Here is a 24,883-nt window from a genome sequence, read left to right on the forward strand (position 1 = left end):
ACAAAAAAATGACGTTAGGCTAACTTGATGTTTTAACTTAAAATCAATCTAAATATAAAAAATAAGGTTAACGTCATCCAACGTTAACCTTATAAAACCTAAACTTAAACTATTATGAAAAACCCTCTTTCGAGAATATTTTGTTCTACGATACTACTATTTCTTTGTGTTGTAATTTAGTATCGTCTTTTTTGCCAATGTTAATTACCAAAATACCATCTTTATATTCTGCCGTAATTTTTTCACCATCTGCAGTTTCTGGCAAATTAAATGATCTGGCAAACGAGCTGAAATCAAATTCTTTACGGGTATAATCCTTTGCAACCTGTGTTTCTTCTGTTTTAACTTCTGCCCAAACAGAAAGCGTATCTCTTTTTAAATTGATTTGAAAATCTTCTTTCTTCAAACCTGGTGCCGCCAACTCAATCACATATGCAGTCTCATTTTCTTGAATGTTAACGTTTGGCGATTTATCAACCATTTTGTTTTTACTTACTGCTTCACTAAACAATGAATCGAAAACATTGTTAAAGTAAGGTGCTGTGTTGCGGGTTCTGTTGTTAAAATTTACAAGTGTCATATCTTTAATTTTATTTTTTTAATCTGATATCAGTCGTTATTCAACTTACATACCAAACCAAATTTTTATGATTTTTAAGACATTTTGGCAAAACAAATCGAAATCAAAAGACAAATTGTCAGAAATACGTGATTTTTCCGACAAATTCAACTATAAAACGAACATTCATCTTCGTTTTGTTGATTTTGATTTAATGGGCCATGTGAATAATTCAGTATATTTTACCTACTTGGAAATTGCGAGAACTAAGTATTGGGAAGAAATTGTAAAGTGGGATTGGAATAAAACTGGAATCGTCATTGCTCATGCTGAACTGGATTATATCCTGCCGATTGTGATGAATGATAAAATAGCAGTTCATGTGAAAACATCACGAATTGGCAATACAAGCTTTGACTTGGAGTATCAAATTGTAAAACTAAAGGGAACCGAAGAAGTAATTTGCAGTAAAGGAAAAACAGTTTGCATAGCGATTGACCCTAATACAAAAAGACCAACTACAATACCTGACGCTGAAAAGCAAAAAATGTTGACTTTTGAGCAGCTAATTTGATATAAGGCATGCTTTAGCAATTAAATTCAATAGTAACTATGCATTTTATTAATGCTATTAATTGAGATTGCTCCTTCGAAATAACCGATTTTTTTTCGGAGAATAAAGATAACGAAACGACTAAACATTTTTGCTCCTGAACGGAAGAAGTCATTAATTTTCTAATCAGCAAATATTACCTTGTTTTATAAAAAAATTGGCCGCTTAGCATTCCATTTTCGACGGTAAATTTTCCATTAAAAAGCATATCTTTGCGCAAAGATGAAGCATATACGTAATTTTTGCATTATTGCACATATCGACCATGGCAAGAGCACTTTGGCAGATAGGTTATTAGAATATACAGCGACAATTTCGCAGCGTGAAGCGCAGGCGCAATTGCTCGATAATATGGATTTGGAGCGTGAGCGAGGCATAACGATTAAAAGTCATGCCATACAAATGAACTATAAGGTTGGAGATATTGAATATAACTTTAACTTGATTGATACCCCAGGACACGTCGATTTCTCTTATGAAGTTTCGCGTTCTATCGCTGCTTGCGAAGGCGCTTTATTAATTGTAGATGCTTCGCAAGGGATTCAAGCACAAACCATTTCGAATTTGTATCTAGCTTTAGAACACGACCTCGAAATTATTCCAATCTTAAACAAAATGGATTTGCCTGGGGCGATGCCTGAGGAAGTTAAAGACCAGATTATTGATTTAATTGGCTGTAAACGTGAAGATATTATTCCTGCATCAGGCAAAACTGGCTTAGGAATTCCCGATATTATTCAAGCCATTGTAGATCGCGTTCCAGCACCCGTTGGCGATCCTGAAGCGCCGTTACAAGCCTTAATTTTCGACTCGGTTTTTAATTCTTTTAGAGGAATTATCGCTTATTACAAAGTGGTAAACGGCGAGATTAAAAAAGGCGACAAGGTTAAGTTTATTAATACAGGAAAGGAATACCTTGCTGATGAGGTAGGAATTTTGAAACTGGATATGGCACCACGGAGCGTAGTTAAAACCGGAGATGTGGGTTATATCATTTCAGGGATAAAAGAAGCCAGAGAAGTAAAAGTTGGTGATACCATTACAACAACTGCAAGACCATCTTTAGATGCAATTCAAGGTTTTGAAGAAGTTAAACCAATGGTTTTCGCTGGGATTTATCCTGTTGATACCGATGAGTTCGAAGAACTTCGTGAGGCAATGCACAAGCTGCAGCTGAATGATGCATCTATCGTATTTGAACCTGAAAGTTCGGCAGCCTTAGGCTTTGGTTTCCGTTGCGGATTTTTGGGTATGTTGCACATGGAGATCATTCAAGAACGTTTAGAGCGTGAATTCGACATGACGGTAATCACAACCGTTCCTAACGTATCCTACATCGCTCATACTACAAAAGGAGATGAGATTTTTGTAAACAATCCATCAGACCTCCCTGATCCAAGCAAACTGGATTCTGTTGAGGAACCATTTATCAAAGCCAATATCATTACTAAAGCCGATTTTGTCGGACCGGTAATGTCGCTCTGTATACAGAAAAGAGGAACGATTGTAAATCAATCCTACTTAACTTCCGATCGCGTTGAACTGGTTTTCGAAATGCCAATGGGCGAGATTGTTTTCGACTTTTATGATAAGTTAAAAACCATTTCAAAGGGCTACGCATCTTTCGATTACCACCAGGTAGGTTACCGCAAGTCAGATTTGGTTCGTTTAGATATGTTAATTAATGATGAACCGGTTGATGCGCTTTCCTCACTCATTCACAGAAGTAACGCTTACGATTTCGGAAAGAAAATTTGCGAGAAATTAAGAGAGTTAATCCCTCGTCAACAGTTCGAAATTAAAATTCAAGCTTCTATTGGTGCAAAAGTGATCGCTCGTGAAACACTTAGTGCTTTACGTAAAGATGTTACAGCTAAATGTTACGGTGGTGATATTTCCCGGAAGCGTAAATTATTAGAGAAACAGAAAAAAGGTAAAAAACGCATGCGCCAGGTTGGAAACGTAGAAATTCCACAAAGTGCATTTATGGCGGTTTTGAAATTGGATTAAAAATTTAGATATGAGATAATAGGCATGGGACGTTAGACAATTTGTTCGATCTCAGATCTCAAATCTCATTTTTAACATCTCTTCAAGAATGAAATTATTAGACGGTAAATACGTATCAGAAAAAGTTAAAGTTCAGATTGCTGAAGAAGCTGCAGAATTTTTAAATAGCAATGGACGCAAGCCTCATTTGGTTGCCATTTTAGTGGGCAACGATGGCGGAAGCGAAACCTATGTGGCCAGTAAAATGAAAAACTGCGAGAAGGTGGGTTTCAAGTCTTCACTTCATCGCTATGATAATTCGGTTACTGAGGCTGAATTATTGGCTAAAATCGAAGAAATTAACAAAGATGCTGATGTTGATGGATTAATTGTTCAGCTCCCTTTACCAAAACATATAGACCCTGAGAAAGTTACGGAAGCTATTGATTACCGTAAAGATGTAGATGGTTTTCATCCGGTAAACTTGGGCAGAATGATGCGTAATCTACCCTGCTTCATCCCTGCTACACCTTATGGAATTTTATTGATGTTACAGGAATATAACATTAATACCTCTGGGATGCATTGTGTAGTAGTAGGAAGAAGTAACATTGTTGGTAGTCCAATGAGTATTTTAATGGCCCGGAATGCAAACCCAGGCAACTGTACAGTTACGCTTACCCACTCTCGTACAAAAGATTTAAAAGAGCAGGTTTTACAAGGCGATATTATTATTGCGGCAATTGGCAAAAAGAATTTCATCACCGCCGACATGGTAAAACCGGGCGCAATAATTATTGATGTGGGCATCAACCGTGAAACATCTACCGAAACAAAATCTGGTTTCAAATTATATGGAGATGTAGATTTCGAAAACGTAGCGCCAATTGCATCTTATATTACACCTGTTCCCGGTGGAGTCGGTTTAATGACGATTGTAGGTTTGTTAAAGAATACATTAGCATCAGCCAGGAAAGAAATTTATTCTTAAAGCTGAAAGCTTAAACGCCAAAGCGAAAAATCCACGGTTCAAAAATAATTAAAAGCAATTCAAATAATGGATTGCTTTTTTTACGTGTAAATATTTTTTATTATACGTAAAATAATTATATTTGATTATAAATATAATGTTATGGATTCGAAACTAACTTTAAGCTTTAACCAAGACGTAGTAACAAAGGCTAAAAAATACGCTGCTGATAACAATATTAGCCTATCGCGTTTAATTGAGCATTTGTTAACTCAAGTTACTTCCAGTGATTATAAATCGCTAGAAGATTACCCCATTTCTGATTGGGTAAGTATGGTTGCAGAGGGCGAAGTAGAATATAAAAAAACCGTTAAGGCTGGCCGCAAAGCATCAAAAGATGAGTTCTTCTCTTCTAAAAAATAATCGATGAAGATATTTTTAGATGCAAACGTTTTAGTTTCAGTTTTGAATAAAGAATATCCCCTTTTTACTTATTCTTCAAGGATTTTAAGTTTGGCATCTCATCCAAAATTTGAAGTTTATACTTCGCCACTTTGCCTAGCAATTGCTTTTTACTTTGCAGAAAAAAAACATGAATCACTGTTAGCGAAACAGAAAATAGATTTGCTCTGTCAACATATTAAAATTGCTGAAAACTTATCAAAAGGTGTTTCAGATACACTTGCAAACAAGTCTATTCATGATTTTGAAGATGGATTAGAATATTATGCGGCAGAATCTGTTAACTGTAAATGCATCATTACCGAAAATGTTGATGATTTCTATTTTGCTGAGATAGAAGTTTTAAATTGTCAAGAGTTTTTTAAAAGGTATTTACTAAACTGATTTAACCACAGATGGACACAGATTTGTTAGCAACGAAAACACAGAAGTTAAGCTCGTTTCTATTCATTAAAGTTTCGGTGGCTAATATTTTTGCTTAAGTCTATCTGTGTCCATCCTTTTTTATCTGTGGTTAACTTATCCCCAAAGCTTACTCCACCAGCCTTCTTCAAAACCAACATACAAGCCATCTTCTCTTAACTCACATGGATAAATATCAATATAATCGCCCTGACCCTCAGCACCTCTTCCGGTTTCCAAACTGTATTCATAGCGATGTATCGGACAGATCAGATTTCCATTTTTGCACCAACCACCAGAAAAGTGACCGCCAGCATGTGGGCAAGAAGATTGGGTTACCACAATTTTTTCTTCATTATTGATTACGCAGAGTTGTTTTCCATTAACCTCAAGCGTCTTTATTGAGTTGGCATTAGGGATTTGATTAATATTTAGCGCTTTGAACCACTTCATCCAGCTAAAATAACTATTTAAATATCAGTCTTATTTCATCTTTACATTAATTTTTAAAAGAGGAACTGCTACACCGTATTTTTTTAAGATATTTGCATCCTCAAAAATGAAACAAGATATAGCAGAAGACGGCACATTACTTCCTTTAATGGAAGAGTTCTATACGATACAAGGCGAAGGATTCAACACCGGAAAAGCAGCTTATTTTATTCGCTTAGGCGGTTGTGACGTCGGATGCCACTGGTGCGATGTGAAAGAAAGCTGGGACGCTGAAATGCATCCCTTAACTCCTGCTGATGTAATTGTAGAAAATGCAGATAAGTTCCCGGGCAAAGCTGTGGTAATTACTGGCGGTGAGCCGCTTATTTACAATCTTGACTACCTCACTCAAAAACTAAGAGATAGAGGTATCTTAACATTTATTGAAACTTCGGGTGCTTATCCTCTTTCAGGCCATTGGGATTGGATCTGTTTATCACCAAAAAAATTTAAAGCACCCAGACCCGATATTACCCCTTTCGCCCACGAGTTGAAAGTTATTGTTTTTAATAAAAGTGATTTTAAATGGGCAGAGGAATATGCGGCAATGGTATCGCCAACCTGTAAGCTTTATCTTCAGCCAGAGTGGTCAAAATCCAAGGAAATTACCCCAATGATTATCGAGTACGTAATGGCTAACCCAAAATGGGAGATCTCTTTGCAAACGCATAAATTTTTAAATATTCCTTAAATAGTCTACATTAGCTTTGATCACCAAATGTTGATGTAATGAAATACTGGTTTCTCTTATTTTTAAGTATATCAATTGTTTTCTGTTATGCTCAAAGTTCACCTAATAGAAAAGCACAAACTTTTTTCGAAAAAGCAGGACCATACATTGAGAAATTAGATTATGCATCTGCCGAGCACGTTTTGAAAAGTGCTGTGGAGGCAGATCCCCTATTTCAAAATGCATTCGTCTTACTCGGCGGCGTTTACAAAGCGCAAAAGAGATATTCAGATGCTAAAGCCGCTTACCAAAAAGCGTTACTGATCAATAAAAATGTAGCTTCTGAAGTGATGTATGGCTTAGCCGAGATGGAATTTGCCACACAAGAATATGATCAGGCAAAACAACATTTTAGCGAATTCTTATCTTTAGATAATTCTTCTGACCGGGCAAAACGAGCAAAGAAATACTTAATGGACTGTGATTTTGTATCCCTTGAAATTAAGAAGCCCGTTAAGTACGCACCAGCTAACCTAGGAAATGGCGTTAATACAAACGACTCAGAGTATTTCCCTGCTTTGACAGCCGATGGAGAAACATTAGTATTTACCCGCCTAACGAACGGGAACGAAGACTTTTGGACTTCTCAATTCAAGAATAATTCATGGAATTTAGCTACGCCTTTATCAGCCAACATTAATACGACTAGATACAATGAAGGCGCTCAAACGATATCTCCAGATGGAAAATATTTATTTTTTACGGGATGTAATCGCCCAGATGGGCTGGGTCGATGTGATATTTATGTTTCTCACCGTGAAGGCAAAGATTGGGGCGAACCTTATAATATTGGCAAACCTGTAAATTCTGAGTATTGGGAGTCACAACCAGCAATAAGTCCAGATGGTAGAACTTTGTATTTCATCAGCAACCGTCCCGGCGGTTCAGGAGGCTACGACATCTGGAAAAGCACCATTACTGATGATGCCAAATGGGGACCTGCTATAAATCTTGGTCCTGAAATAAATACAATTTACGATGAAAACACACCCTTTCTACACGCTGATGGAAAGACACTTTACTTTTCCTCAGATGGATGGCCAGGTTTTGGAAACAAAGATATTTACTACAGCAGAATGGATGCTAAAGGAAAGTTTCAAAAACCTGTTAATATCGGCTATCCGATAAATTCATTTAATGATGAGAGCGGTTTAATTGTTAGTGCTGATGGAAATACGGGAATGTTTTCCTCTAACCTAAAAGACGGCTTCGGTGGTCAGGATATTTATAGTTTCGGTTTGCCGGAAATTGCGAAACCATTGAAAGTATCGTATGTAAAAGGAATTGTGAGAGATAAGGACACCAAGAAAACGATAGAAAGCAATGTTCAGGTTATCGATTTAAAATCAAACAATACAGTTTTTGATGACTATACCGACCCCGAAACTGGCCAGTTTCTAGCTGTTATGCCTATCGGAAGTAATTATCTTTTCAATGTTAATGCAGAAGGTTATTTGTTTTATTCTGAAAACTTTGAATTAAAGGCCGGTGATATCAACAAGCCCTATCAAATAGAAGTCTACATCGAAAAAATTAAACAAGGTGGTAATGTAACTTTGAGAAATATTTTCTTCGACACTAATAAGTACAATCTTTTGCCGTCATCAATTAGAGAACTGGATTTATTGATTGAGTTCTTAACTCAAAATCCAACGGTAGATATCGAAATTCAAGGTCATACAGATAATATAGGCGATGCTAAATTGAACGAAAAGTTATCACTTAATCGGGCGAATGCCGTTTATGAATATCTATTAAAAAACAATATTGAAGCCAAAAGACTCACGTTCAAAGGCTTTGGGGCAAATAAACCAATTGCAGATAATAAAACCGAGCTTGGGCGAAAAAGCAATAGAAGAACATCGTTTTTGATAACTAAAGTTTAATTTTTTAATAGAAAACAAAATTTGTCTTTGATTATTAGAAGGCATGTGTTGTTTGTCAACAGATTTTTCGCTCCATTACCATTGACGTTTTTAACTTTCCGTCATTGCCTGCGGCAGGCAGGCGAAATCGATTTTTCATCGATTGAACCTACAGAGAAGTGCGTTTGGCACAATCCCATCTGTGGTATTATTTTATCAAGTGAGATTGCCACGAAACTATGAAAAATAGTTTCTCGCAATGACGACCGGTTTATAGCGAACCAGCCTATGAAAATACTATTAACACTTAAAACTTTTTCCCTTTCAAAACCCTGATTTCTGAGCCTTCTGCGAGCATTACTGAATCTGGTTCAGCATGGTTAAGAAAACCGAAATCACTTCCGTAATTAATCCCAAAATCAACTTCAATTTTGTATTGTTTAACTGGGTAAGCTTCCCAGCGTGGATGTTCTACGCCATATTCAGAAGTTCTATTCAATCCAATCTTAGTATAACCCCAATAATGTTCGGTAATGAATTCTTCTTCGCTGCCCACAGCAATTTCCTCAGCTTTTGACAAAGCGGTAACAGAAAATTTATTCCAGGTTTTGTTCTTCCAATGATAATCTACTTCAAGTTGATGTTCTTGCTCAATCCAAACGTGTTTCATCGGCAGAGTTTGGTAATTCTCTTTGTAAACTGTATTTGCGACAAAGGTGATGGCTGGCAACGGCACAATTTCTTTTATAAAAACAACGCCCCTCTTCCACTCCTCACCATCTTTGTATTTAACGTAAAAACGAAGATTAACTTCCTCAAAATTGGTATGAAACGGGATATTAAAGCCCCTTAATTTTACATCTACGAACATAAAACCAACTAGGCTCACATAGTATTTACCTTGCCAATCATCCAATTCTGTATTGGGCGGTAGGTATTTCAAAAGCACAGCCTTATCCACAGCATATTGTGCCAAAGCAAGTTTTCGCCATTCGGCAGTAAGAAATACCTTTGAGTTTGTCATTTTTAAAGAATAGCCTGCCTAATCCGGATCAACTTGGTTAAAGTTTCTTCCAATAAATCTAAATGCAGCATATTAGCTCCATCTGATTTCGCATTTGCTGGATCTGGGTGAGTTTCGATAAACAAGCCATCTGCACCAACTGCAATGGCTGCTTTAGCAATAGTTAAAATTAACTCGGGTTTACCTCCGGTTACACCACTTGCCTGATTTGGTTGCTGTAACGAATGCGTACAATCCATCACAACGGGAACACCGAAGCTTTGCATTTCTGGTAAACCCCGATAATCAACAATTAAATCCTGGTAGCCAAAAGTATTTCCCCTATCCGTTAAAATTACTTTTTCGTTTCCAGCTTCCCGCACTTTTTCAACTGCAAATTTCATTGAACCAGCAGAAAGAAATTGACCTTTTTTTACATTAACTACTTTACCAGTTTCGGCAGCAGCAATCAACAAGTCAGTCTGGCGACACAAAAAAGCAGGGATCTGCAAAACGTCTACATATGCAGCAGCCATTGCAGCCTCACCACTTTCGTGGATATCTGTAACGGTAGGCACGCCAAATTCGCGACCAATACGCTCCAAAATTCGTAAGGCTTTTTCATCGCCAATCCCTGTAAAAGAGCTGCCTTTGCTCCTATTTGCTTTGCGATAAGAACCCTTGAAGATGTAAGGGATTTTAAGTTTATCTGTAATCGTAATAATCTTTTCAGCAATGCGCATGGCGATATCTTCACCTTCTATTGCACATGGACCAGCCATCAAAAAAAAATTTCCGGATTCTGTATTTTTTATTTTATCTAAATAGTTTAGCATAATTGAGATTTAAGACTTGAGATTTGAGATTTGAAATTTCAAACGTCAACCGTCTAAAATCTAGTCTCTTTATCTCAAATCTAATTTTAGTTCCCTAGTTCTGACATGAATTTTATTCGCATCAATTGGATTTCTTCGCGGGTATAGTCAGTTTCGCCAAGTTCATTAAGTGCTTCATCGATCGAATCGCTTTCGGCAGAACGGAAGTAATCAAAAACCTCATCTTGTCTATCGTCATCAATGACTTCATCAATAAAATAGTTTAAATTAAGTTTGGTACCTGAGTTTACAATTGATTCTACCTCTTTTAAAATTTCTTCGTAAGTAATTCCTTTTGAATCCGCAATATCTTCTAAACCAATCTGTCTATCGATGTTTTGAATAATAGAAACCTTCATTTGCGATTTATTGGCTTGAGTTTTTATAATCAAATCAATTGGTCGCTCAATGTCGTTATCTTCTACATATTTCTTGATTAATTCAATAAAAGGGCTACCAAATTTCATTGCTTTACCAGAGCCAACACCATGTATTTGTCGAAGTTCTTCCATTGTAATTGGATAATGCGTACACATTTCCTCCAAAGATGGATCTTGAAAAACAACAAAGGGTGGAACACTTTTTTGCTTGGCAATTTTTTTACGTAAATCTTTTAGCAGCTGTAGCAAGTGGTTATCTAATGCTCCAGGACCTTGTTTTACATCATCATCATCATCATCTGCGCCCGTTTCAATCGGTTCATTTAAGATAAATTTCAAGCTGTAAGGATTGATAATAAAGTCTCTTCCTTGTTTAGTTAGCTTCAATAAACCATAATTATCAATATCCTTAAAAAGGTAATTATTCAGAACGGCCTGCCGGATAACTGATTTCCAAAACAAAATTCCTTCCTCTTTACCGATTCCAAATTCCGGAACTTTGCGATGCTCGTAAGCAATGGTTTGTGCTGTTTCTAAGCCCAAAAACACGTTTAGTAAATGTGCATCGTCAAACTTCTCTCCTGTTTTTTCGATAAATTTTAACAAGGTTGATAGCTGCTCTTCCGCATCAAATTGTTTTTTAGGTTTTTTGCAGTTATCGCACATGCAATTGCAACCTGTTTCATTAAAATTTTCTCCAAAATAATGAAGTATCTGCTTACGTCGGCAAACGCCAGATTCAGCATAATCAATAACTTCTTTTAAAATTTGTGTACCAATTTCGCGTTCAGAAACCGGCTTATCTTTCATAAATTTAGCAAGCTTATCTACATCCTTTTGAGCGTAGAAAGCAATACAAACTCCTTCGCCACCATCACGGCCAGCTCTCCCAGTTTCCTGGTAATAACCTTCCATACTTTTAGGCACATCATGATGGATAACGAAACGAACGTCAGGTTTATCGATCCCCATACCAAAAGCAATTGTCGCTACAATCACTTCTGCATCTTCCATCAAAAAGCGATCTTGTGTTTCAGCTCTAATTTTCGGTTCTAAACCAGCATGATATGGCAAAGCACTAATTCCATTAAGGTTTAGCGCTTCTGCAACTTCTTCAACTTTTTTACGGCTGAGACAATAAATGATTCCTGATTTCCCTGGATTCGATTTAATATATTTTATGATTTCTTTTGTGATATCCCTTTTTGGGCGGATTTCATAAAATAAGTTGGGCCTGTTAAATGACGATTTAAATAGTGTAGCCTCGGTCATGCCAAGGTTTTTCATAATATCTTGCTGAACCTTCGGTGTGGCAGTAGCTGTTAAAGCTATAATAGGAATATTATTGCCCAAGCCTGCAATCACCTGCTTTATTTTACGGTATTCAGGTCTGAAATCATGACCCCATTCCGATATACAATGTGCTTCATCAACCGCAACAAAAGAGATCTTTATTAAATTAAGGAATTCAATATTATCTTGCTTAGCCAGCGACTCTGGCGCAACATATAACAACTTCGTCTGGCCACTTAAAAGATCAGACTTAACTTGTGTAATTTCAGACTTATTTAAAGATGAGTTAAGAAAATGTGCGATACTATCATTTCCGCCAAATGCCCTTAATTGATCCACCTGGTTTTTCATTAATGCAATTAGAGGAGAAATTACAATCGCCGTTCCTTCGCTCATTAATGCTGGCAATTGATAGCAAATAGACTTTCCTCCGCCGGTTGGCATAATAACGAAAGTATTATTGCCTTCTAATATATTTGTTATGATCGACTCCTGATCACCTTTGAAATTATCAAACCCAAAGAAATTTTGTAGGTTATCAAATAACGACTTTTTCACGTCCATTTTGTGTAATAAAATATGCGATGCTATTTTTCTATCCAAAATAACATAATTTTACAAGAATTTCAAGTATTCACCAACAATTATTTTCTCTTTGAAAAGTAAAAAATACATAATCCAATCAGCCATAAGCACTTTAGAGCTTGAAGCAGCAGCGATACTAAATGTTGCGAAAAACATTAACGATGATTTCGAGCAAGTGGTATCTACCATTTTAAATTGTGATGGAAGAGTTATTGTAACGGGCATAGGCAAAAGCGCTATTATCGCTCAAAAAATTGTTGCTACTTTTAATTCTACTGGCACGCCTGCTATTTTTATGCATGCCGCAGATGCAATTCATGGCGATTTGGGTATGATTCAAAGAAATGATGTCATTATTTGTTTATCAAAAAGCGGAAATACTCCAGAAATAAAAGTGTTGGTTCCATTGCTTAAATCTGCAGGAAATAAACTGATCGGAATGGTTGGGGAATTGGCATCTTTTTTAGCCGAACAGGCAGATCTTGTATTAAATACCTCATTTGAAAAAGAGGCTTGCCCTCATAATTTAGCACCCACAACCAGCACTACAGCTCAACTTGCCCTGGGCGATGCATTGGCTATTTGTCTCTTAGAATGTAGAGAATTTAATGAGTCTGATTTTGCAAAATATCACCCCGGAGGATCATTAGGAAAGAAACTTTATTTAAAGGCCAAAGATCTGGCCCTTTCTAATGAAAAACCTTCAATAAATCCCTCGGCCTCCGTTAAGGATGTATTAATAGAAATTAGCAAAAACCGTTTGGGTGCTGTTGCTGTTGTTGATGAGGAAAATAGTGTTATTGGTGTAATTACCGATGGCGATATCAGACGCATGCTTGAGAACAATGATTCGGTTACTGGACTGAAGGCCGAAGATATTATGGGTAAGCAGCCAAAAAGCATACAGTATGACGCTCTTGCAGTAGAAGCACTACACATAATTAAGGAAAATAACATTACACAGTTGCTAGTACTGAAACAAAACACTTACTTTGGAATTATCCATTTGCACGATCTTTTGAATGAAGGAATAGTGTAATTTTAAATCATAAAATGAATAAAGATTATTACGCCCTAATAATGGCTGGCGGAGTCGGAAGTCGCTTCTGGCCGGTGAGCAGAACAGAATACCCTAAGCAATTTATCGATTTTTTTGGAGTTGGTAAAACACTGATTCAAAGCACTTACGAAAGGTTTTTAAAAATCTGTTTACCAGAAAATATATTTATCGTTACCAATGAGATTTATGCTGATCTTGTAAAAGAACAGTTACCACAACTCTCAGATAATCAAATCTTGGCGGAACCTTTATTAAGAAATACAGCCCCTTGTGTAGCTTATGGAAGTTTAAAAATACATGAGCTTAATCCCAACGCGACTATAGTTGTAGCGCCATCCGATCATACTATTGCTAACATAGATGGTTTTATCGATTCCATTGAGCAATCGCTTGATGCCGCTTCGAAAAATGATTGTCTGATTACGTTGGGTATTAAGCCAAACAGGCCTGATACTGGTTACGGCTACATTCAGCACACCGATCATGTTCTAAATACCGATACTGATTTACATCGCGTTAAAACATTTACAGAAAAGCCAAATTTGGAACTAGCCAAATCATTTATCCAAAGTGGTGATTTTTTATGGAACGCCGGAATTTTTATTTGGTCAGCAAAATCAATTTTGAAGGCCTTTGAAAGGCATTTACCAGACATGTACGAGATTTTCAATCAAGGTCGTTCAGAAATGAATAACGAAAGAGAAAATGATTTTATAAATAATGCTTATCTGCAATGCACCAATATCTCTATCGATTTTGGTATTATGGAGAAGGCAGACAATGTTTACGTTTTACCTGCTGATTTTGGCTGGTCTGACCTAGGTACCTGGGCTTCAATTTATGAAATGGCTGAGAAGGATTACGTTGGTAATGCGGTAATTCCGTCAGAACAGGTAATTATGTTCGATTCGTCGAATTGTATGGTGAATGTACCGAAAGATAAACTGGTCATTCTACAAGGATTACATGATTACATTGTAGTGGAAAACAACAATATGTTAATGATTTGCCCACGTAATGAGGAGCAAAAAGTAAAAGAATTTGTAGCCGAAGTTAAATCTAGATTCGGCAATAAATTCATTTAATCTTTTAAAAATCTTAAAATCTCGCCAACATCTTTTGGTTCGAAAATCCTAACTGTTCTTAAAACTAAGCTTTGAGAAAAGTTAGGATTTATAATATTTCTGGCTACTACATTAATTTTATCATCCAGATTTTTGATGTAGCCCTGATACATATTCGTTTGCAGAACGGAGAGGCCAACAGCATTTGCCCAAGCTGTGTTTCTTGCCGCTGTAATGCTAAAATTGATTACAGACTCTTTGCTTTTATTATCAACATATTTTAATAATTTCATTGGGGCGCAAATCTCTTCTAAATCCTTTTGGATTATATTTATCAAGCTACCAATAATATTGTTGATAAGATTGAAATCTTTTTTAATCAACTGGATATCAGAATCCTTTGCAGTTTCAGCAGCAGCGATGCCTAGATCCAAGTTAATATGTGCATTCATGCCCATTAATAAATGTTGAATGGCAGTGTAAGGCTGTAAACTGGCATCGAAAGCAGATTTCCATGAAGAAGTTAGTGGAGTCTGGTTCAAATTACAGAAATAAGCGTCGATATATCGATTTGCAAAAATCACATCAAGCTTTTCCATCCGCCGTCCGTCCTCAAACAAGCCATCATTTATCCCATTTTGAACAGCTACGGTCATTTTTCGATACAAGCAAGCAAAATATCCTGCTCTGGATTTCTTTGCTATACTTTGGTTTATAATATCATCTAAATGAGTGATAACTTCGGTAATGTTCTTTGCAGGAAGCATAAGTGGAATTTCTAATTAAAAATACATAATTATATTCCTAACTAAGAAATTAAAAGGACACCATCCTTAGGTAGTTCTTTGTCTTACAGCCTCATATAAAATAACACCCGCAGAAACTGACACATTTAATGATTCTATTTTGCCAGCCATTGGAATTTTTGCTAAATGATCTGCCACTCTTAAAAGATCGTTGGAAATCCCCTCATCTTCCGAACCCATAACGATTGCTGTTGGCATGGTATAATCTGGCAAGTAAATTAAGTCTGTAGTTTTCTCGGTACAGGCTACAATTTGCAAACCGCTTTCTTGCAAAAACAAACAGGTTTTATGAAGGTTAGCATGTCTGCAAATTGGGATATTAAATAGTGCTCCCGCAGAAGTTTTAATAGCATCTGCGTTAATTTGTGCGGCATTTTTTAACGGTACTACAATAGCATGCACACCCACGCAAGCAGCTGTACGAGCAATTGCACCCATGTTACGTACATCGGTAACACTATCTAACACCAATATTAAAGGCACTTCGCCTTTTTCAAAAACAGCAGGAACAATATCCTCAATATTTTGATAAGTGATGGGAGAAATAACAGCTATAACACCTTGATGATTTTTTTGAGACATTCTATTCAATTTCTCAATTGGAACAGCGTTCAATGGGATCAAAGTATCTTTAAGTAAAGCTTTTAATTCCAGAAATAATTCTCCTCCCAGACCACGTTGTTGATAAATCGTTTCAATATCTCTGCCAGCTTTAACTGCTTCAATTACAGCTCTAATGCCAAATACAAACTCATTATTTTCCTTTGCTCTTTGTGGTTTTCTAAAATTATCCATGATGTAAAATTGTTTGCAAAAGTAATTGTTTTTCCCGCAAGGCAAGCAAAATTATTTGCTATTGGAAAATATGGGAATAAATCAGAGGATTGATTTTTATTGGCAATCGAATTATAGAGGTAATAAATAATTGGAAATAGGAAGTTGATTAGTCTAACTTAAGAAAAGTACTACTATCTTTTGTATTATAGCCAATCACCTATTCCTCATTACCTCTTCACTATTGCCTATTCACTATTTTCAATTACCAATTCCCTATTCCCTCAGTTATCCATTCCCTATAAACCCATGTTTATCGCCCTTTCATTATTAACATTTTATTGTTCAGAGATTTGAGATCTTTTTAAAATAACGAAAACTTAATCTTATTCTTCTTCAATTTGTTAACAAACAGCTAAGAACTTGTTAAAACATTCGGATCAAAAATTAACTACTTTTGTAAAATGAGTATCGATAACGAACAAGGCGGAAAGAATAGTATATCATCCCGAAAAGCAAGATTAAATACAACAGTGAGTTCAATGGGTAAATTGCCTCCCCAAGCGTTAGATTTGGAAGAGGCAGTTTTAGGTGCATTGATGTTGGAAAAAGATGCGCTTTCGGCTGTTATCGACATTTTAAAGCCTGAGGTTTTTTATCATGAAGCCCACCAAAAAATATTTGCAGCCATCCATATGCTGTTCGAAAAGTCGAAACCAGTCGATATTTTAACAGTAACATCGGAACTGCGCCAGATGGGTACTTTAGAAATGGTTGGCGGAGCTTATTATATCACTAACCTGACTAACCGTGTAGCTTCTGCCGCAAATATTGAATATCATGCCCGCATTATCTCCCAAAAATATATTCAGCGTGAATTGATTAGAATTTCTACTGATATTATTACGAATGCCTATGAAGATACCACTGATATTTTCGATTTATTAGATCATGCGGAAAAAGGATTGTTTGATATTGCCCAAAATAACTTGCGGAGAGATACGCAGAAAATGGACGATATTATCAAACAATCACTAGCAACCCTAGAAGAACTTCGAACAAAAACAGATGGCTTAACGGGTGTTCCGACTGGATTTACCGGATTAGATCGCATCACCGGAGGTTGGCAAAAACAAGATCTAGTGATTATCGCTGCTCGTCCGGCGATGGGAAAAACCGCCTTCGTACTTACTTGCGCAAGGAATGCAACAGTCGATTTTCAAAAACCGACAGTAGTGTTCTCTTTAGAGATGTCTTCTGTTCAGTTAGTTAACCGTTTAATATCGGGGGAAGCTGAAATAGAGCAAGAAAAAATAAGAAAAGGAAATTTACAAGAGTGGGAATGGCAACAGCTTCACAGTAAAATCGGTCGCTTAACCGAAGCTCCCCTACTTATTGATGATACGCCAGCGCTAAACATCTTTGAATTTAGGGCTAAATGTAGAAGGCTTAAATCTCAATACGATATTCAATTGGTTATTGTAGATTACTTGCAGTTGATGCATGGTAAAGGTGAAGGCGGTAAAGGTGGTGGTAACCGGGAGCAAGAAATCGGTAGTATTTCAAGGGCTTTGAAATCAGTCGCAAAGGAATTAGATGTTCCTGTTTTAGCTTTGTCACAGTTAAGTCGTGCGGTAGAAAGCCGACCTGGTTTGCAGGGAAAGAGACCAATGCTATCCGATTTGCGTGAATCGGGTTCGATTGAGCAGGATGCAGATATGGTGTTATTCCTTTATCGCCCTGAATATTATGGCATTACCGAAGACGAGCAAGGAAGATCGCAAGCAGGAATTGGCGAAGTAATTATTGCCAAACACAGGAACGGTGAAACCGGAATTGTGCCATTACGTTTCGTTGGTAAGTTTGTGAAGTTTACCGATTTAGAGGAAGATTTCACAGCACCAACTTCGTTTGCGTCAGCAGATCCATCGGCAGGAATGTACCCATCACAAGATTTTGAAAAACAAAGCAATGTTATTATTCGACCATCCAAAATGGACGATTATAATGATGATGATCCACCATTTTAATGGGGGTAAATAGTTGAAGGGAAATCGAAAAATTTCCCTTTTTTTATTTAGAAAAGATATCCGAATAATATTCCTGCTAAAACAATAACAGGCGGGCTCACTTTGGTGAAGTTTAAAAGTAAAAATGTAACTACCATTATCCCTAAGAACAACCAGTTAAAACCCATCGGGATAAGCAACAGGATAAAGGCGGCAATAATGAAACCTACGCTTACCGCATTGATACCAGAAAGACTATAGCGAATCCTTGAGATTTTTTTCAAATCATCCCAAAAAGGAACAATAAATAAAACCAAAATTAATCCTGGTAAATTAATTCCTATTACACCAATTAGGCCGCCCAGCACCTGTCCCCATACGCCGTAGCCAAAATTCTTCATGCTTAATGCACCCAGATAACTGGTGAATGAAAATGTTGGGCCGGGTAGTGCTTGCTGTAAGGCAAAACCTGATAAAAAACCTGATGAAGGCAGATAATGCTTCATCTCTACAAACTCCGTAAACATTAACGGGACAAGCACCTGGCCACCACCGAAAACCAATATTCCGTTCCTGTAAAAGTTTTCTAATAAACGAATTGGCAAGCTGAAAGGCGATGTTCTGTTGATAATGGCACCAACAAGTGCAAATAAAAGTAATGCACCTAAAAAGTAAATCATCTTTTTAGGGTTAATATTCGAAAAAAGTTTAACTCGTAATTCCGTTTCCTCTTTAGGCGTTTCAATTGCGGAAGAAATTATCCCACCAACTAAAATCGCTAGCGGAAATACATAGGCATTACGGAGAACAAATGTTGCCACAACGGAAGATATGGCTAAGAAAATGGAGACTTGGGATGACAAAACTTTTTTACCCAACTGCCAGGCTCCATAAGCTACAATACCCAACGCTATAGGCTGAATATACTCCAAAATATCACTAAACTTTTGCTTCTGATCAAGCAAGGCATAGCTAATCGCAGCAAATGTCATAATTGCTGCTGTTGGCAAGATCCAAATCAAAAAAGTAAGGATTGCTAGCTTCAGTTTCCCAACTTTCCAGGCTATCCCCACCAGTGTTTGTGTAGATGCTGGCCCAGGTAAAACTTGTGCTAAAGCATTCAGTTCCAGTAACTCCTCTTCCGAAATAAACTTAGAATTTTTAACGAAATACTTTAACAGCAATGCTAAATGTGCTTGTGCGCCACCGAAAGAAGTGAAAGTGAACAATACGACATTCCTGATAAATAGCCACTGCTTTTTAGCAGCGATGGGTTTAGCTTGCATTTATTCTAGCTGATTAGCAATAAACAAATAATTGAAAAGGACTCACTAAATTATTCATCTTCATAATCTAAACCTGCAGCAGTGTTGTACGCACCTTGTAACTCAGAAAATGCATGCATATCTCGCTTATTACGGGCTACAGCCATTCCTTTTTGATATACTTCAATCGCTTTATCTTTTTGGTCATCTTTTTCCAATAACTTACCCAAATGATAATAAGTTCCTACATAATCTGGATGTTTATCCGTTAACTGAAGGTAAAAAGAATAGGCCTTTTCTTTATCATTTTGAGTGTTATACTCTGTGGCTAAGGCATATAGTATAAACGGATCGTTCGGATCACTTTCTAAAAACTCCAATAACTTTGCTAAACGGCTTGATGACATTTTATTTCCTTGCTTTTTTAATTAAATTTGCAGAAAGACCATATATAAATAAGACCAATAGTATGATTAATCAGGAGCCTTACTTAAAGCTTTGATAATTTCATATTCACTAAAACCCAAATTAACATATGAAAATATTAGTTTGTATCAGTAACGTGCCCGACACGACGACAAAAATAACTTTTACCAATGATAATACCGAATTCAATACAGCCGGAGTACAATATATTGTTAATCCTTATGATGAAATTGCGTTATCAAGAGCAATTGAGCTAACTGAAGGGGATAAAGGAACAGTAACTGTAATCAATGTTGGCGAAGCTGCAAACGATCCAACCATCAGGAAAGCACTTGCAATTGGCGCAGATGATGCCATAAGAGTAAATGCTGCTCCACGTGATGCCTATTTCGTAGCTAAACAAATTGCAGAATATGCAAAGGATAAAGATTTCAATATCATTTTAACCGGACGGGAGTCTATTGATTATAATGGAAATCAGGTAGCCGCAATGGTCGGAGAATTTTTAGACATACCCTCAATTTCGATCATCAAAAAACTTGACATCGATGGAGACAATGCAACTGTAGAAAGAGAAATTGAAGGTGGAAAAGAAGTAGTTACCGTTGTTGGTAAGTTTGTAGCAAGCTGTGCTGAAGGGGTTGCTGAACCTAAAATCCCTAACATGCGTGGTATTATGAGCGCAAGAACAAAACCTTTAACTGTTGTTGATCCAGTTTCGATTGAGGAAGTTACCAAGGTGACAAAATATGAAACTCCAGCTCCACGCGGTACAGTGAAATTAATTCCTGCAGATCAAACGGAGTCGTTGATTGGCTTGCTACATAGTGAAGCGAAAGTGATTTAACGGATCCGGTTAAGTTTGAACTTGAAAAAAACAGAGATAATTAATTGAGTAGATAAACATCTCCATTGGAGATTTAAGATAAAAATATGTCAGTATTAGTATATGTAGAACAAGCTGAAGGGAAGTTTAAGAAATCTGTTTTCGAGGCAGTTTCATACGCCAAAGCCATTGCCGATCAACAATCGACCAATTTAGTTGCCATTTCTATTGGCGATGTTGCGGAAAGTGAATTAAAAGAGTTAGGTAAATACGGTGCATCGAAGGTTTTAAATGTAAGTGTAGATCAGTTAAAAACGTTTGTAAACCAGGCTTACGCAAGCGTAATTGCTGCAGCTGCCGGACAAGAAAATGCAGACATCGTCGTATTATCGAATTCATTCTCTGGTAAAGGCTTAGCACCTCGTATTGCAGTGAAACTTAAAGCTGGTTTGGCAGATGGAGCTGTTGAGTTGCCTAGTACAGATGGAAAATTTTCGGTTAAAAAAACTGCATTTTCTGGTAAAGCCTTTGCCATTACCGAATTAACGTCGGCAAATAAGGTAATAGCCTTAAACCCGAATGCCTTTGGTGTGAAAGAAAATAGCACTGGAGCAGCTATTGAAACCTTCTCCGCTGATGTTAAACAATCAGACTTAGGAACTGTTATCAAAGATATTGTAAGAGCAACTGATAAAGTTTCGCTTCCAGATGCAGAATTAGTGGTATCTGCCGGACGTGGTTTAAAAGGCCCTGAAAACTGGGGAATGATTGAAGAATTAGCTGGTTTATTAGGTGCTGCAACCGCTTGTTCAAAACCAGTTTCTGATGCAGATTGGAGACCGCACTCAGAACACGTGGGTCAAACAGGAATTTCCATCAGCCCCAACTTGTACATTGCAATCGGCATATCTGGTGCAATTCAACATTTGGCTGGCGTTAGTTCATCAAAAGTAATCGTGGTGATCAACAAAGATCCTGAAGCTCCTTTTTTCAAAGTAGCAGATTACGGTATTGTTGGTGATGCTTTTGAAGTTGTACCAAAATTAATAGAAGCTTTAAAAGCACATAAAGGATAATAAATTACTTTAAACCTCGCATATCTGAAAATATGTGAGGTTTGAAAACGATATATGAAAAAAGTTAAATTAGATATTGTAGGTTTATCTTACAGCCAGACGCAATCTGGTGCTTATGCGCTGGTTTTAGGAGAAGTAAATGGCCGCCGAAGATTACCCATTATTATAGGCGCATTTGAAGCTCAGGCAATTGCTATTGAAATTGAAAAGATGGCTCCCAGCAGGCCATTAACCCACGATTTATTTAAATCAATGGCTGATACTTTTCATATCAACATACAAGAAATCATTATTTATAATTTGGTCGATGGTGTGTTTTATGCAAAACTAATCTGTAGCGATGGAAAAACAACCCACGAAATTGATGCCAGGACATCAGACGCAATAGCACTAGCAGTTCGGTTTAACGCTTTAATTTATACCTACGAATTTATACTGGCCTCTGCAGGGATTGTAATTGAAGGCAATGATTTTCTATTCTTAGAAAACATGGATTCGATTGCTAAGGAACCTGATGCTGATGTAACGCCAAGTTCCTCTCAACAGCAAGGATTTGGTGATTTAACAATTGAAGAACTTCAACAGAAACTCCAGGAAGCAATTGCTGACGAAGCCTATGAAAAAGCTGCCCGATTAAGAGATGAGTTAAATAAAAGAGGAACTTCCTAATAAATTTTTATTGATTCTTGCATAAAATCCTTCAAGAAAATGGAAATTTAAAATGAACCCAAATTGTTTAAAATAATTTGGGTTCATTTTTGAATAATGTTTTAAAATAGTTCTATATTCAGCCTTTACTTTCAAAAAAATCAAACAAACGAATATGATGAATGTTAAGTTCCGCTTAACCTTGATGAGCTTTATGCAATTTTTTGTGTGGGCAGCATGGCTTATTACAATTGCAAACTATTGGTTCGGAACCAAACAATGGGATGGTGCAGACTTTGGAATCATATTTTCTACAATGGGAATTGCCTCTCTATTTATGCCTACCTTAACTGGTATTATGGCAGACAAATGGATTAATGCAGAAAAACTGTATGCAGTTTTACATATTTTGTACGCCTGTGTAATGTTTTACTTACCACAAGTTACAAGTCCTAACAGCTTCTTTTGGGTGATATTATTGGCAATGTGTTTTTATATGCCAACCATCGCATTAAGCAATTCTATTAGCTATACAACGCTTAAAAATAGCGAATTTGATGTTATTAAAAGTTTTCCACCAATAAGGGTTTGGGGAACCGTAGGATTTATTGTGGCCATGTGGATTACCAATTTAACAGGTAATAAAGCAAGTGCAAATCAATTCTACATAGCTGGAGTAAGTGCTTTTGCATTAGGTATTTATTCATTTACTCTTCCTGCGTGTAAACCATTAAAGTTAATCAGCGAAAAAAAATCATGGGTGCAAAAATTAGGACTAGAATCGTTCAAATTATTCGCAGATTATAAAATGGCATTATTTTTTATTTTCTCAATGTTTTTAGGTGGAGCATTGCAATTAACAAATGCATATGGAGATGTGTTTCTTGATGAATTTAAAATGTTTCCCCAATATGCTGAACTCTATGTAGTAAAAAGATCCACCTTAATTTTATCAATTTCGCAAATTTCCGAAACACTATTTATTCTAGCCATCCCCTTTTTCTTAAAAAGGTATGGGATTAAGAACGTAATGGTTATTTCTATGCTGGCTTGGGTATTCAGATTTGGTTTATTTGCCTTCGGAAACCCAGCAGACGGATTGTGGATGATCATTTTAAGTTGTATTGTTTATGGAATGGCATTTGACTTTTTTAACATTTCAGGATCATTATTTGTTGAAACCTCAACTACTCCAAAAATGCGTTCTTCAGCGCAAGGTATGTTTATGATGATGACAAATGGATTTGGAGCAATATTAGGAAGTTTAACATCGGGCTGGATCATTCAAAAATATTTTACAAGCGCATACACTACTATTCAAGAATTAGCAACATTAGTTTCAGCACAACCTAATAATAAGCTATTAATTAGTTTCCTAGGTTCAAAAGGAATTTCTGTTTTAGATAATGGTCAATTGAGTAGAGCAATACCGGTTATAAACTGGCACAGCGTGTGGCTAACATTCGCCATTTATGCGTTAATCATTACCGTCTTATTTGCATTATTATTTAAGCACAAACACACCAAAGCAGAAGAGAAAGCTATTGATGCCATTACCCACTAAATATTTCGAAATCACCTATGTCAGCTGGTAAGTATAGAAAAGAACACAATTGTTTAAATTGTGGCTCGCATGTAGAAAAACATTATTGTAGCAATTGTGGGCAACCCAATCTAGAATTAAAAGAAAGTTTTTGGGGCTTCATTAGCCATAGCATTGCACATTACTTCCATTTCGATAATAAATTTTTTCAAACACTTGTTCCCCTTTTAACTAAACCTGGTCAGGTAACGTTAGATTATTTAGCTGGAAAAAGAGCCAGGTATATCAATCCGGTAAGCATGTACATTTTTGTGTCTATTGTTTATTTTTTGGTTGCCTACTCGCCTACTCATGTCAAAATAGAAAACGAACACAAGCCAGTAACTGCCGCCGAAACTCAAAAAAGAAAAGCTACACTAGATAGTGTAAACAAAGTATTGAAAAACGCCGGACTGGTAAAAGCAGTACCAGGCATCATGAATGAAACCACGAAGCATATCGCTGAGGATTTAGATCGAGAAGATTTCAAAGCCTTAAGTTTCAAAGACCAAAAAATAGCCTTAGAAAATCTGAAAAAGCTGAACAAAGCCAATCGATCGGATTCGCTGACTAAGGTAATTGGAAAGTTTAGTGAAATTCACGATGATCGAAATGACAGTACTTATGCTGCATATTTAGCCAGGCAGAAAACTTTAAATCCTATAGAGCAGGATAATTGGTTAGATAGAATGATCAAGAAGCGAGCTATATCGATCGGAGAAAAAGCGGAAGTTATTCAGGAAACCCTCGAACACAACAGACCGAAGCAATATTTTCTGATGATGCCATTACTTGCACTTTTCATTATGTGGAATTTTAGAAGAAATCACATTTATTATCTGGACCACTTGATCTTCACAATACATGGAATGACTGCATTCTTTATCGTTTCCATATTTACCAAACCATTAATAAAATATATTTTCGGCGAAGATTCCAATATGTCAAGCCTCATCGGAATAGCTATTTTCGTGTGGATCTGCTGGTATATGTTTAATGCGTTGAAAATATTTTACCAACGGAAAAAAGTAGTTGGGAAGATGATCATGATCATTATATTATACTTCCTATCACTGAAATTAACTGAAATGGTGATGCTCAACTTAATTTATTACGTAGTAACCTGATC

General features: G+C 36.6%; 24 protein-coding genes. 15 read left to right on the top strand and 9 right to left on the bottom strand.

The window, feature by feature from the left end; genetic code table 11:
* Positions 1-145: 145 nt before the first annotated feature.
* Positions 146-580, bottom strand: a complete 435-nt coding sequence (locus tag AC3ITD_RS08640) for an Hsp20/alpha crystallin family protein (protein ID WP_489365710.1) — start codon at positions 578-580, stop codon at positions 146-148.
* A gap of 67 nt (positions 581-647) precedes the next feature.
* On the opposite strand from AC3ITD_RS08640, the gene AC3ITD_RS08645 reads away from it, so the two are divergent.
* From AC3ITD_RS08645 to AC3ITD_RS08665, 5 genes are all read left to right on the top strand, one after another.
* Entirely contained in the window at positions 648-1,133 is a 486-nt protein-coding gene (locus AC3ITD_RS08645) for an acyl-CoA thioesterase (protein WP_489365712.1), read from the top strand.
* A gap of 261 nt (positions 1,134-1,394) precedes the next feature.
* Complete coding sequence (lepA, locus tag AC3ITD_RS08650; RefSeq protein ID WP_056848806.1) at positions 1,395-3,182, top strand: translation elongation factor 4; 1,788 nt, start codon at positions 1,395-1,397, stop codon at positions 3,180-3,182.
* Positions 3,183-3,270: 88 nt separating this feature from the next.
* Positions 3,271-4,152: a bifunctional 5,10-methylenetetrahydrofolate dehydrogenase/5,10-methenyltetrahydrofolate cyclohydrolase gene (locus tag AC3ITD_RS08655; protein ID WP_489365714.1), complete on the top strand. Its 882-nt coding sequence runs from the start codon at positions 3,271-3,273 to the stop codon at positions 4,150-4,152.
* A 141-nt stretch (positions 4,153-4,293) separates the two neighbouring features.
* The gene (locus AC3ITD_RS08660; RefSeq protein WP_463486146.1) at positions 4,294-4,554 is read left to right on the top strand and encodes a DUF6364 family protein; all 261 of its coding nucleotides are present in this window, start codon (positions 4,294-4,296) and stop codon (positions 4,552-4,554) included.
* Positions 4,555-4,557: 3 nt separating this feature from the next.
* The gene (locus AC3ITD_RS08665; RefSeq protein WP_489365717.1) at positions 4,558-4,977 is read left to right on the top strand and encodes a type II toxin-antitoxin system VapC family toxin; all 420 of its coding nucleotides are present in this window, start codon (positions 4,558-4,560) and stop codon (positions 4,975-4,977) included.
* A 135-nt stretch (positions 4,978-5,112) separates the two neighbouring features.
* On the opposite strand, the gene AC3ITD_RS08670 is transcribed toward AC3ITD_RS08665, so the two are convergent.
* A complete protein-coding gene (locus tag AC3ITD_RS08670) occupies positions 5,113-5,448 on the bottom strand; it encodes a Rieske (2Fe-2S) protein (RefSeq protein WP_489365719.1) in 336 nt (111 codons plus the stop codon).
* A gap of 106 nt (positions 5,449-5,554) precedes the next feature.
* Between AC3ITD_RS08670 and AC3ITD_RS08675 the strand changes: the two genes are divergently transcribed.
* Together AC3ITD_RS08675 and AC3ITD_RS08680 are read left to right on the top strand one after the other, a co-directional pair.
* On the top strand, positions 5,555-6,178 hold the full coding sequence (locus AC3ITD_RS08675) for a 7-carboxy-7-deazaguanine synthase QueE (protein ID WP_489365721.1): 624 nt from the start codon (positions 5,555-5,557) through the stop codon (positions 6,176-6,178).
* Positions 6,179-6,216: 38 nt separating this feature from the next.
* Complete coding sequence (locus tag AC3ITD_RS08680; RefSeq protein ID WP_489365723.1) at positions 6,217-8,103, top strand: OmpA family protein; 1,887 nt, start codon at positions 6,217-6,219, stop codon at positions 8,101-8,103.
* 286 nt (positions 8,104-8,389) lie between these two features.
* Here the strand turns inward: AC3ITD_RS08680 and AC3ITD_RS08685 are convergent, their stop codons facing one another.
* From AC3ITD_RS08685 to recQ, 3 genes are all read right to left on the bottom strand, one after another.
* Positions 8,390-9,106, bottom strand: coding sequence for a YqjF family protein (locus AC3ITD_RS08685; protein WP_489365725.1), 717 nt, complete (start codon positions 9,104-9,106; stop codon positions 8,390-8,392).
* Positions 9,107-9,108: 2 nt separating this feature from the next.
* Entirely contained in the window at positions 9,109-9,921 is an 813-nt protein-coding gene (gene kdsA / locus AC3ITD_RS08690; protein ID WP_489365727.1) for a 3-deoxy-8-phosphooctulonate synthase, read from the bottom strand.
* A gap of 86 nt (positions 9,922-10,007) precedes the next feature.
* Positions 10,008-12,197, bottom strand: coding sequence for a DNA helicase RecQ (recQ, locus tag AC3ITD_RS08695; RefSeq protein ID WP_489366650.1), 2,190 nt, complete (start codon positions 12,195-12,197; stop codon positions 10,008-10,010).
* A gap of 91 nt (positions 12,198-12,288) precedes the next feature.
* Here recQ and AC3ITD_RS08700 point away from each other — a divergent pair, with 91 nt between their 5' ends.
* Both AC3ITD_RS08700 and AC3ITD_RS08705 read left to right on the top strand, forming a co-directional pair.
* The gene (locus AC3ITD_RS08700; protein ID WP_265801093.1) at positions 12,289-13,257 is read left to right on the top strand and encodes a KpsF/GutQ family sugar-phosphate isomerase; all 969 of its coding nucleotides are present in this window, start codon (positions 12,289-12,291) and stop codon (positions 13,255-13,257) included.
* 14 nt (positions 13,258-13,271) lie between these two features.
* On the top strand, positions 13,272-14,363 hold the full coding sequence (locus AC3ITD_RS08705) for a mannose-1-phosphate guanylyltransferase (protein WP_489365729.1): 1,092 nt from the start codon (positions 13,272-13,274) through the stop codon (positions 14,361-14,363).
* On the opposite strand, the gene AC3ITD_RS08710 is transcribed toward AC3ITD_RS08705, so the two are convergent.
* Positions 14,360-15,109 carry a DUF5995 family protein gene (locus tag AC3ITD_RS08710; RefSeq protein WP_489365731.1) on the bottom strand — a complete coding sequence of 250 codons (750 nt, stop codon included), beginning with the start codon at positions 15,107-15,109 and terminating at the stop codon, positions 14,360-14,362. The genes AC3ITD_RS08705 and AC3ITD_RS08710 overlap by 4 nt on opposite strands.
* A 66-nt stretch (positions 15,110-15,175) precedes the next feature.
* A complete protein-coding gene (gene rlmB, locus AC3ITD_RS08715) occupies positions 15,176-15,943 on the bottom strand; it encodes a 23S rRNA (guanosine(2251)-2'-O)-methyltransferase RlmB (RefSeq protein WP_489365732.1) in 768 nt (255 codons plus the stop codon).
* Between the two features lie 443 nt (positions 15,944-16,386).
* Here rlmB and dnaB point away from each other — a divergent pair, with 443 nt between their 5' ends.
* On the top strand, positions 16,387-17,952 hold the full coding sequence (gene dnaB / locus AC3ITD_RS08720; protein WP_489365734.1) for a replicative DNA helicase: 1,566 nt from the start codon (positions 16,387-16,389) through the stop codon (positions 17,950-17,952).
* 47 nt (positions 17,953-17,999) lie between these two features.
* On the opposite strand, the gene chrA is transcribed toward dnaB, so the two are convergent.
* On the bottom strand, positions 18,000-19,217 hold the full coding sequence (gene chrA, locus AC3ITD_RS08725; RefSeq protein ID WP_489365736.1) for a chromate efflux transporter: 1,218 nt from the start codon (positions 19,215-19,217) through the stop codon (positions 18,000-18,002).
* A 50-nt stretch (positions 19,218-19,267) separates the two neighbouring features.
* Positions 19,268-19,603 (bottom strand): tetratricopeptide repeat protein, encoded by a 336-nt coding sequence (locus AC3ITD_RS08730; protein WP_265801085.1) that lies wholly within the window; start codon positions 19,601-19,603, stop codon positions 19,268-19,270.
* A gap of 128 nt (positions 19,604-19,731) precedes the next feature.
* On the opposite strand from AC3ITD_RS08730, the gene AC3ITD_RS08735 reads away from it, so the two are divergent.
* The 5 genes from AC3ITD_RS08735 to AC3ITD_RS08755 all read left to right on the top strand — a co-directional run bounded on the left by AC3ITD_RS08735 (position 19,732) and on the right by AC3ITD_RS08755 (position 24,881).
* Positions 19,732-20,469, top strand: a complete 738-nt coding sequence (locus AC3ITD_RS08735) for an electron transfer flavoprotein subunit beta/FixA family protein (protein WP_489365739.1) — start codon at positions 19,732-19,734, stop codon at positions 20,467-20,469.
* 86 nt (positions 20,470-20,555) lie between these two features.
* Entirely contained in the window at positions 20,556-21,524 is a 969-nt protein-coding gene (locus AC3ITD_RS08740; protein ID WP_489365741.1) for an electron transfer flavoprotein subunit alpha/FixB family protein, read from the top strand.
* A gap of 54 nt (positions 21,525-21,578) precedes the next feature.
* On the top strand, positions 21,579-22,193 hold the full coding sequence (locus AC3ITD_RS08745; RefSeq protein ID WP_489365742.1) for a bifunctional nuclease family protein: 615 nt from the start codon (positions 21,579-21,581) through the stop codon (positions 22,191-22,193).
* Positions 22,194-22,350: 157 nt separating this feature from the next.
* Positions 22,351-23,736 carry a nucleoside permease gene (locus AC3ITD_RS08750; RefSeq protein ID WP_489366652.1) on the top strand — a complete coding sequence of 462 codons (1,386 nt, stop codon included), beginning with the start codon at positions 22,351-22,353 and terminating at the stop codon, positions 23,734-23,736.
* A gap of 17 nt (positions 23,737-23,753) precedes the next feature.
* Positions 23,754-24,881 carry a DUF3667 domain-containing protein gene (locus AC3ITD_RS08755; protein WP_489365744.1) on the top strand — a complete coding sequence of 376 codons (1,128 nt, stop codon included), beginning with the start codon at positions 23,754-23,756 and terminating at the stop codon, positions 24,879-24,881.
* The last annotated feature ends 2 nt before the right edge of the window (positions 24,882-24,883 follow it).

The sequence above is a fragment of the Pedobacter sp. KH_004 genome (genome assembly GCF_057840755.1).

Coding starts and splice junctions, on each gene's coding strand:
- AC3ITD_RS08640 (WP_489365710.1), bottom strand. CDS start 580: ATGACACTTGTAAATTTTAACAACAGAACCCGCAACACAGCACCTTAC.
- AC3ITD_RS08645 (WP_489365712.1), top strand. CDS start 648: ATGATTTTTAAGACATTTTGGCAAAACAAATCGAAATCAAAAGACAAA.
- lepA (WP_056848806.1), top strand. CDS start 1,395: ATGAAGCATATACGTAATTTTTGCATTATTGCACATATCGACCATGGC.
- AC3ITD_RS08655 (WP_489365714.1), top strand. CDS start 3,271: ATGAAATTATTAGACGGTAAATACGTATCAGAAAAAGTTAAAGTTCAG.
- AC3ITD_RS08660 (WP_463486146.1), top strand. CDS start 4,294: ATGGATTCGAAACTAACTTTAAGCTTTAACCAAGACGTAGTAACAAAG.
- AC3ITD_RS08665 (WP_489365717.1), top strand. CDS start 4,558: ATGAAGATATTTTTAGATGCAAACGTTTTAGTTTCAGTTTTGAATAAA.
- AC3ITD_RS08670 (WP_489365719.1), bottom strand. CDS start 5,448: ATGAAGTGGTTCAAAGCGCTAAATATTAATCAAATCCCTAATGCCAAC.
- AC3ITD_RS08675 (WP_489365721.1), top strand. CDS start 5,555: ATGAAACAAGATATAGCAGAAGACGGCACATTACTTCCTTTAATGGAA.
- AC3ITD_RS08680 (WP_489365723.1), top strand. CDS start 6,217: ATGAAATACTGGTTTCTCTTATTTTTAAGTATATCAATTGTTTTCTGT.
- AC3ITD_RS08685 (WP_489365725.1), bottom strand. CDS start 9,106: ATGACAAACTCAAAGGTATTTCTTACTGCCGAATGGCGAAAACTTGCT.
- kdsA (WP_489365727.1), bottom strand. CDS start 9,921: ATGCTAAACTATTTAGATAAAATAAAAAATACAGAATCCGGAAATTTT.
- recQ (WP_489366650.1), bottom strand. CDS start 12,197: ATGGACGTGAAAAAGTCGTTATTTGATAACCTACAAAATTTCTTTGGG.
- AC3ITD_RS08705 (WP_489365729.1), top strand. CDS start 13,272: ATGAATAAAGATTATTACGCCCTAATAATGGCTGGCGGAGTCGGAAGT.
- AC3ITD_RS08710 (WP_489365731.1), bottom strand. CDS start 15,109: ATGCTTCCTGCAAAGAACATTACCGAAGTTATCACTCATTTAGATGAT.
- rlmB (WP_489365732.1), bottom strand. CDS start 15,943: ATGGATAATTTTAGAAAACCACAAAGAGCAAAGGAAAATAATGAGTTT.
- dnaB (WP_489365734.1), top strand. CDS start 16,387: ATGAGTATCGATAACGAACAAGGCGGAAAGAATAGTATATCATCCCGA.
- chrA (WP_489365736.1), bottom strand. CDS start 19,217: ATGCAAGCTAAACCCATCGCTGCTAAAAAGCAGTGGCTATTTATCAGG.
- AC3ITD_RS08730 (WP_265801085.1), bottom strand. CDS start 19,603: ATGTCATCAAGCCGTTTAGCAAAGTTATTGGAGTTTTTAGAAAGTGAT.
- AC3ITD_RS08735 (WP_489365739.1), top strand. CDS start 19,732: ATGAAAATATTAGTTTGTATCAGTAACGTGCCCGACACGACGACAAAA.
- AC3ITD_RS08740 (WP_489365741.1), top strand. CDS start 20,556: ATGTCAGTATTAGTATATGTAGAACAAGCTGAAGGGAAGTTTAAGAAA.
- AC3ITD_RS08745 (WP_489365742.1), top strand. CDS start 21,579: ATGAAAAAAGTTAAATTAGATATTGTAGGTTTATCTTACAGCCAGACG.
- AC3ITD_RS08750 (WP_489366652.1), top strand. CDS start 22,351: ATGAATGTTAAGTTCCGCTTAACCTTGATGAGCTTTATGCAATTTTTT.
- AC3ITD_RS08755 (WP_489365744.1), top strand. CDS start 23,754: ATGTCAGCTGGTAAGTATAGAAAAGAACACAATTGTTTAAATTGTGGC.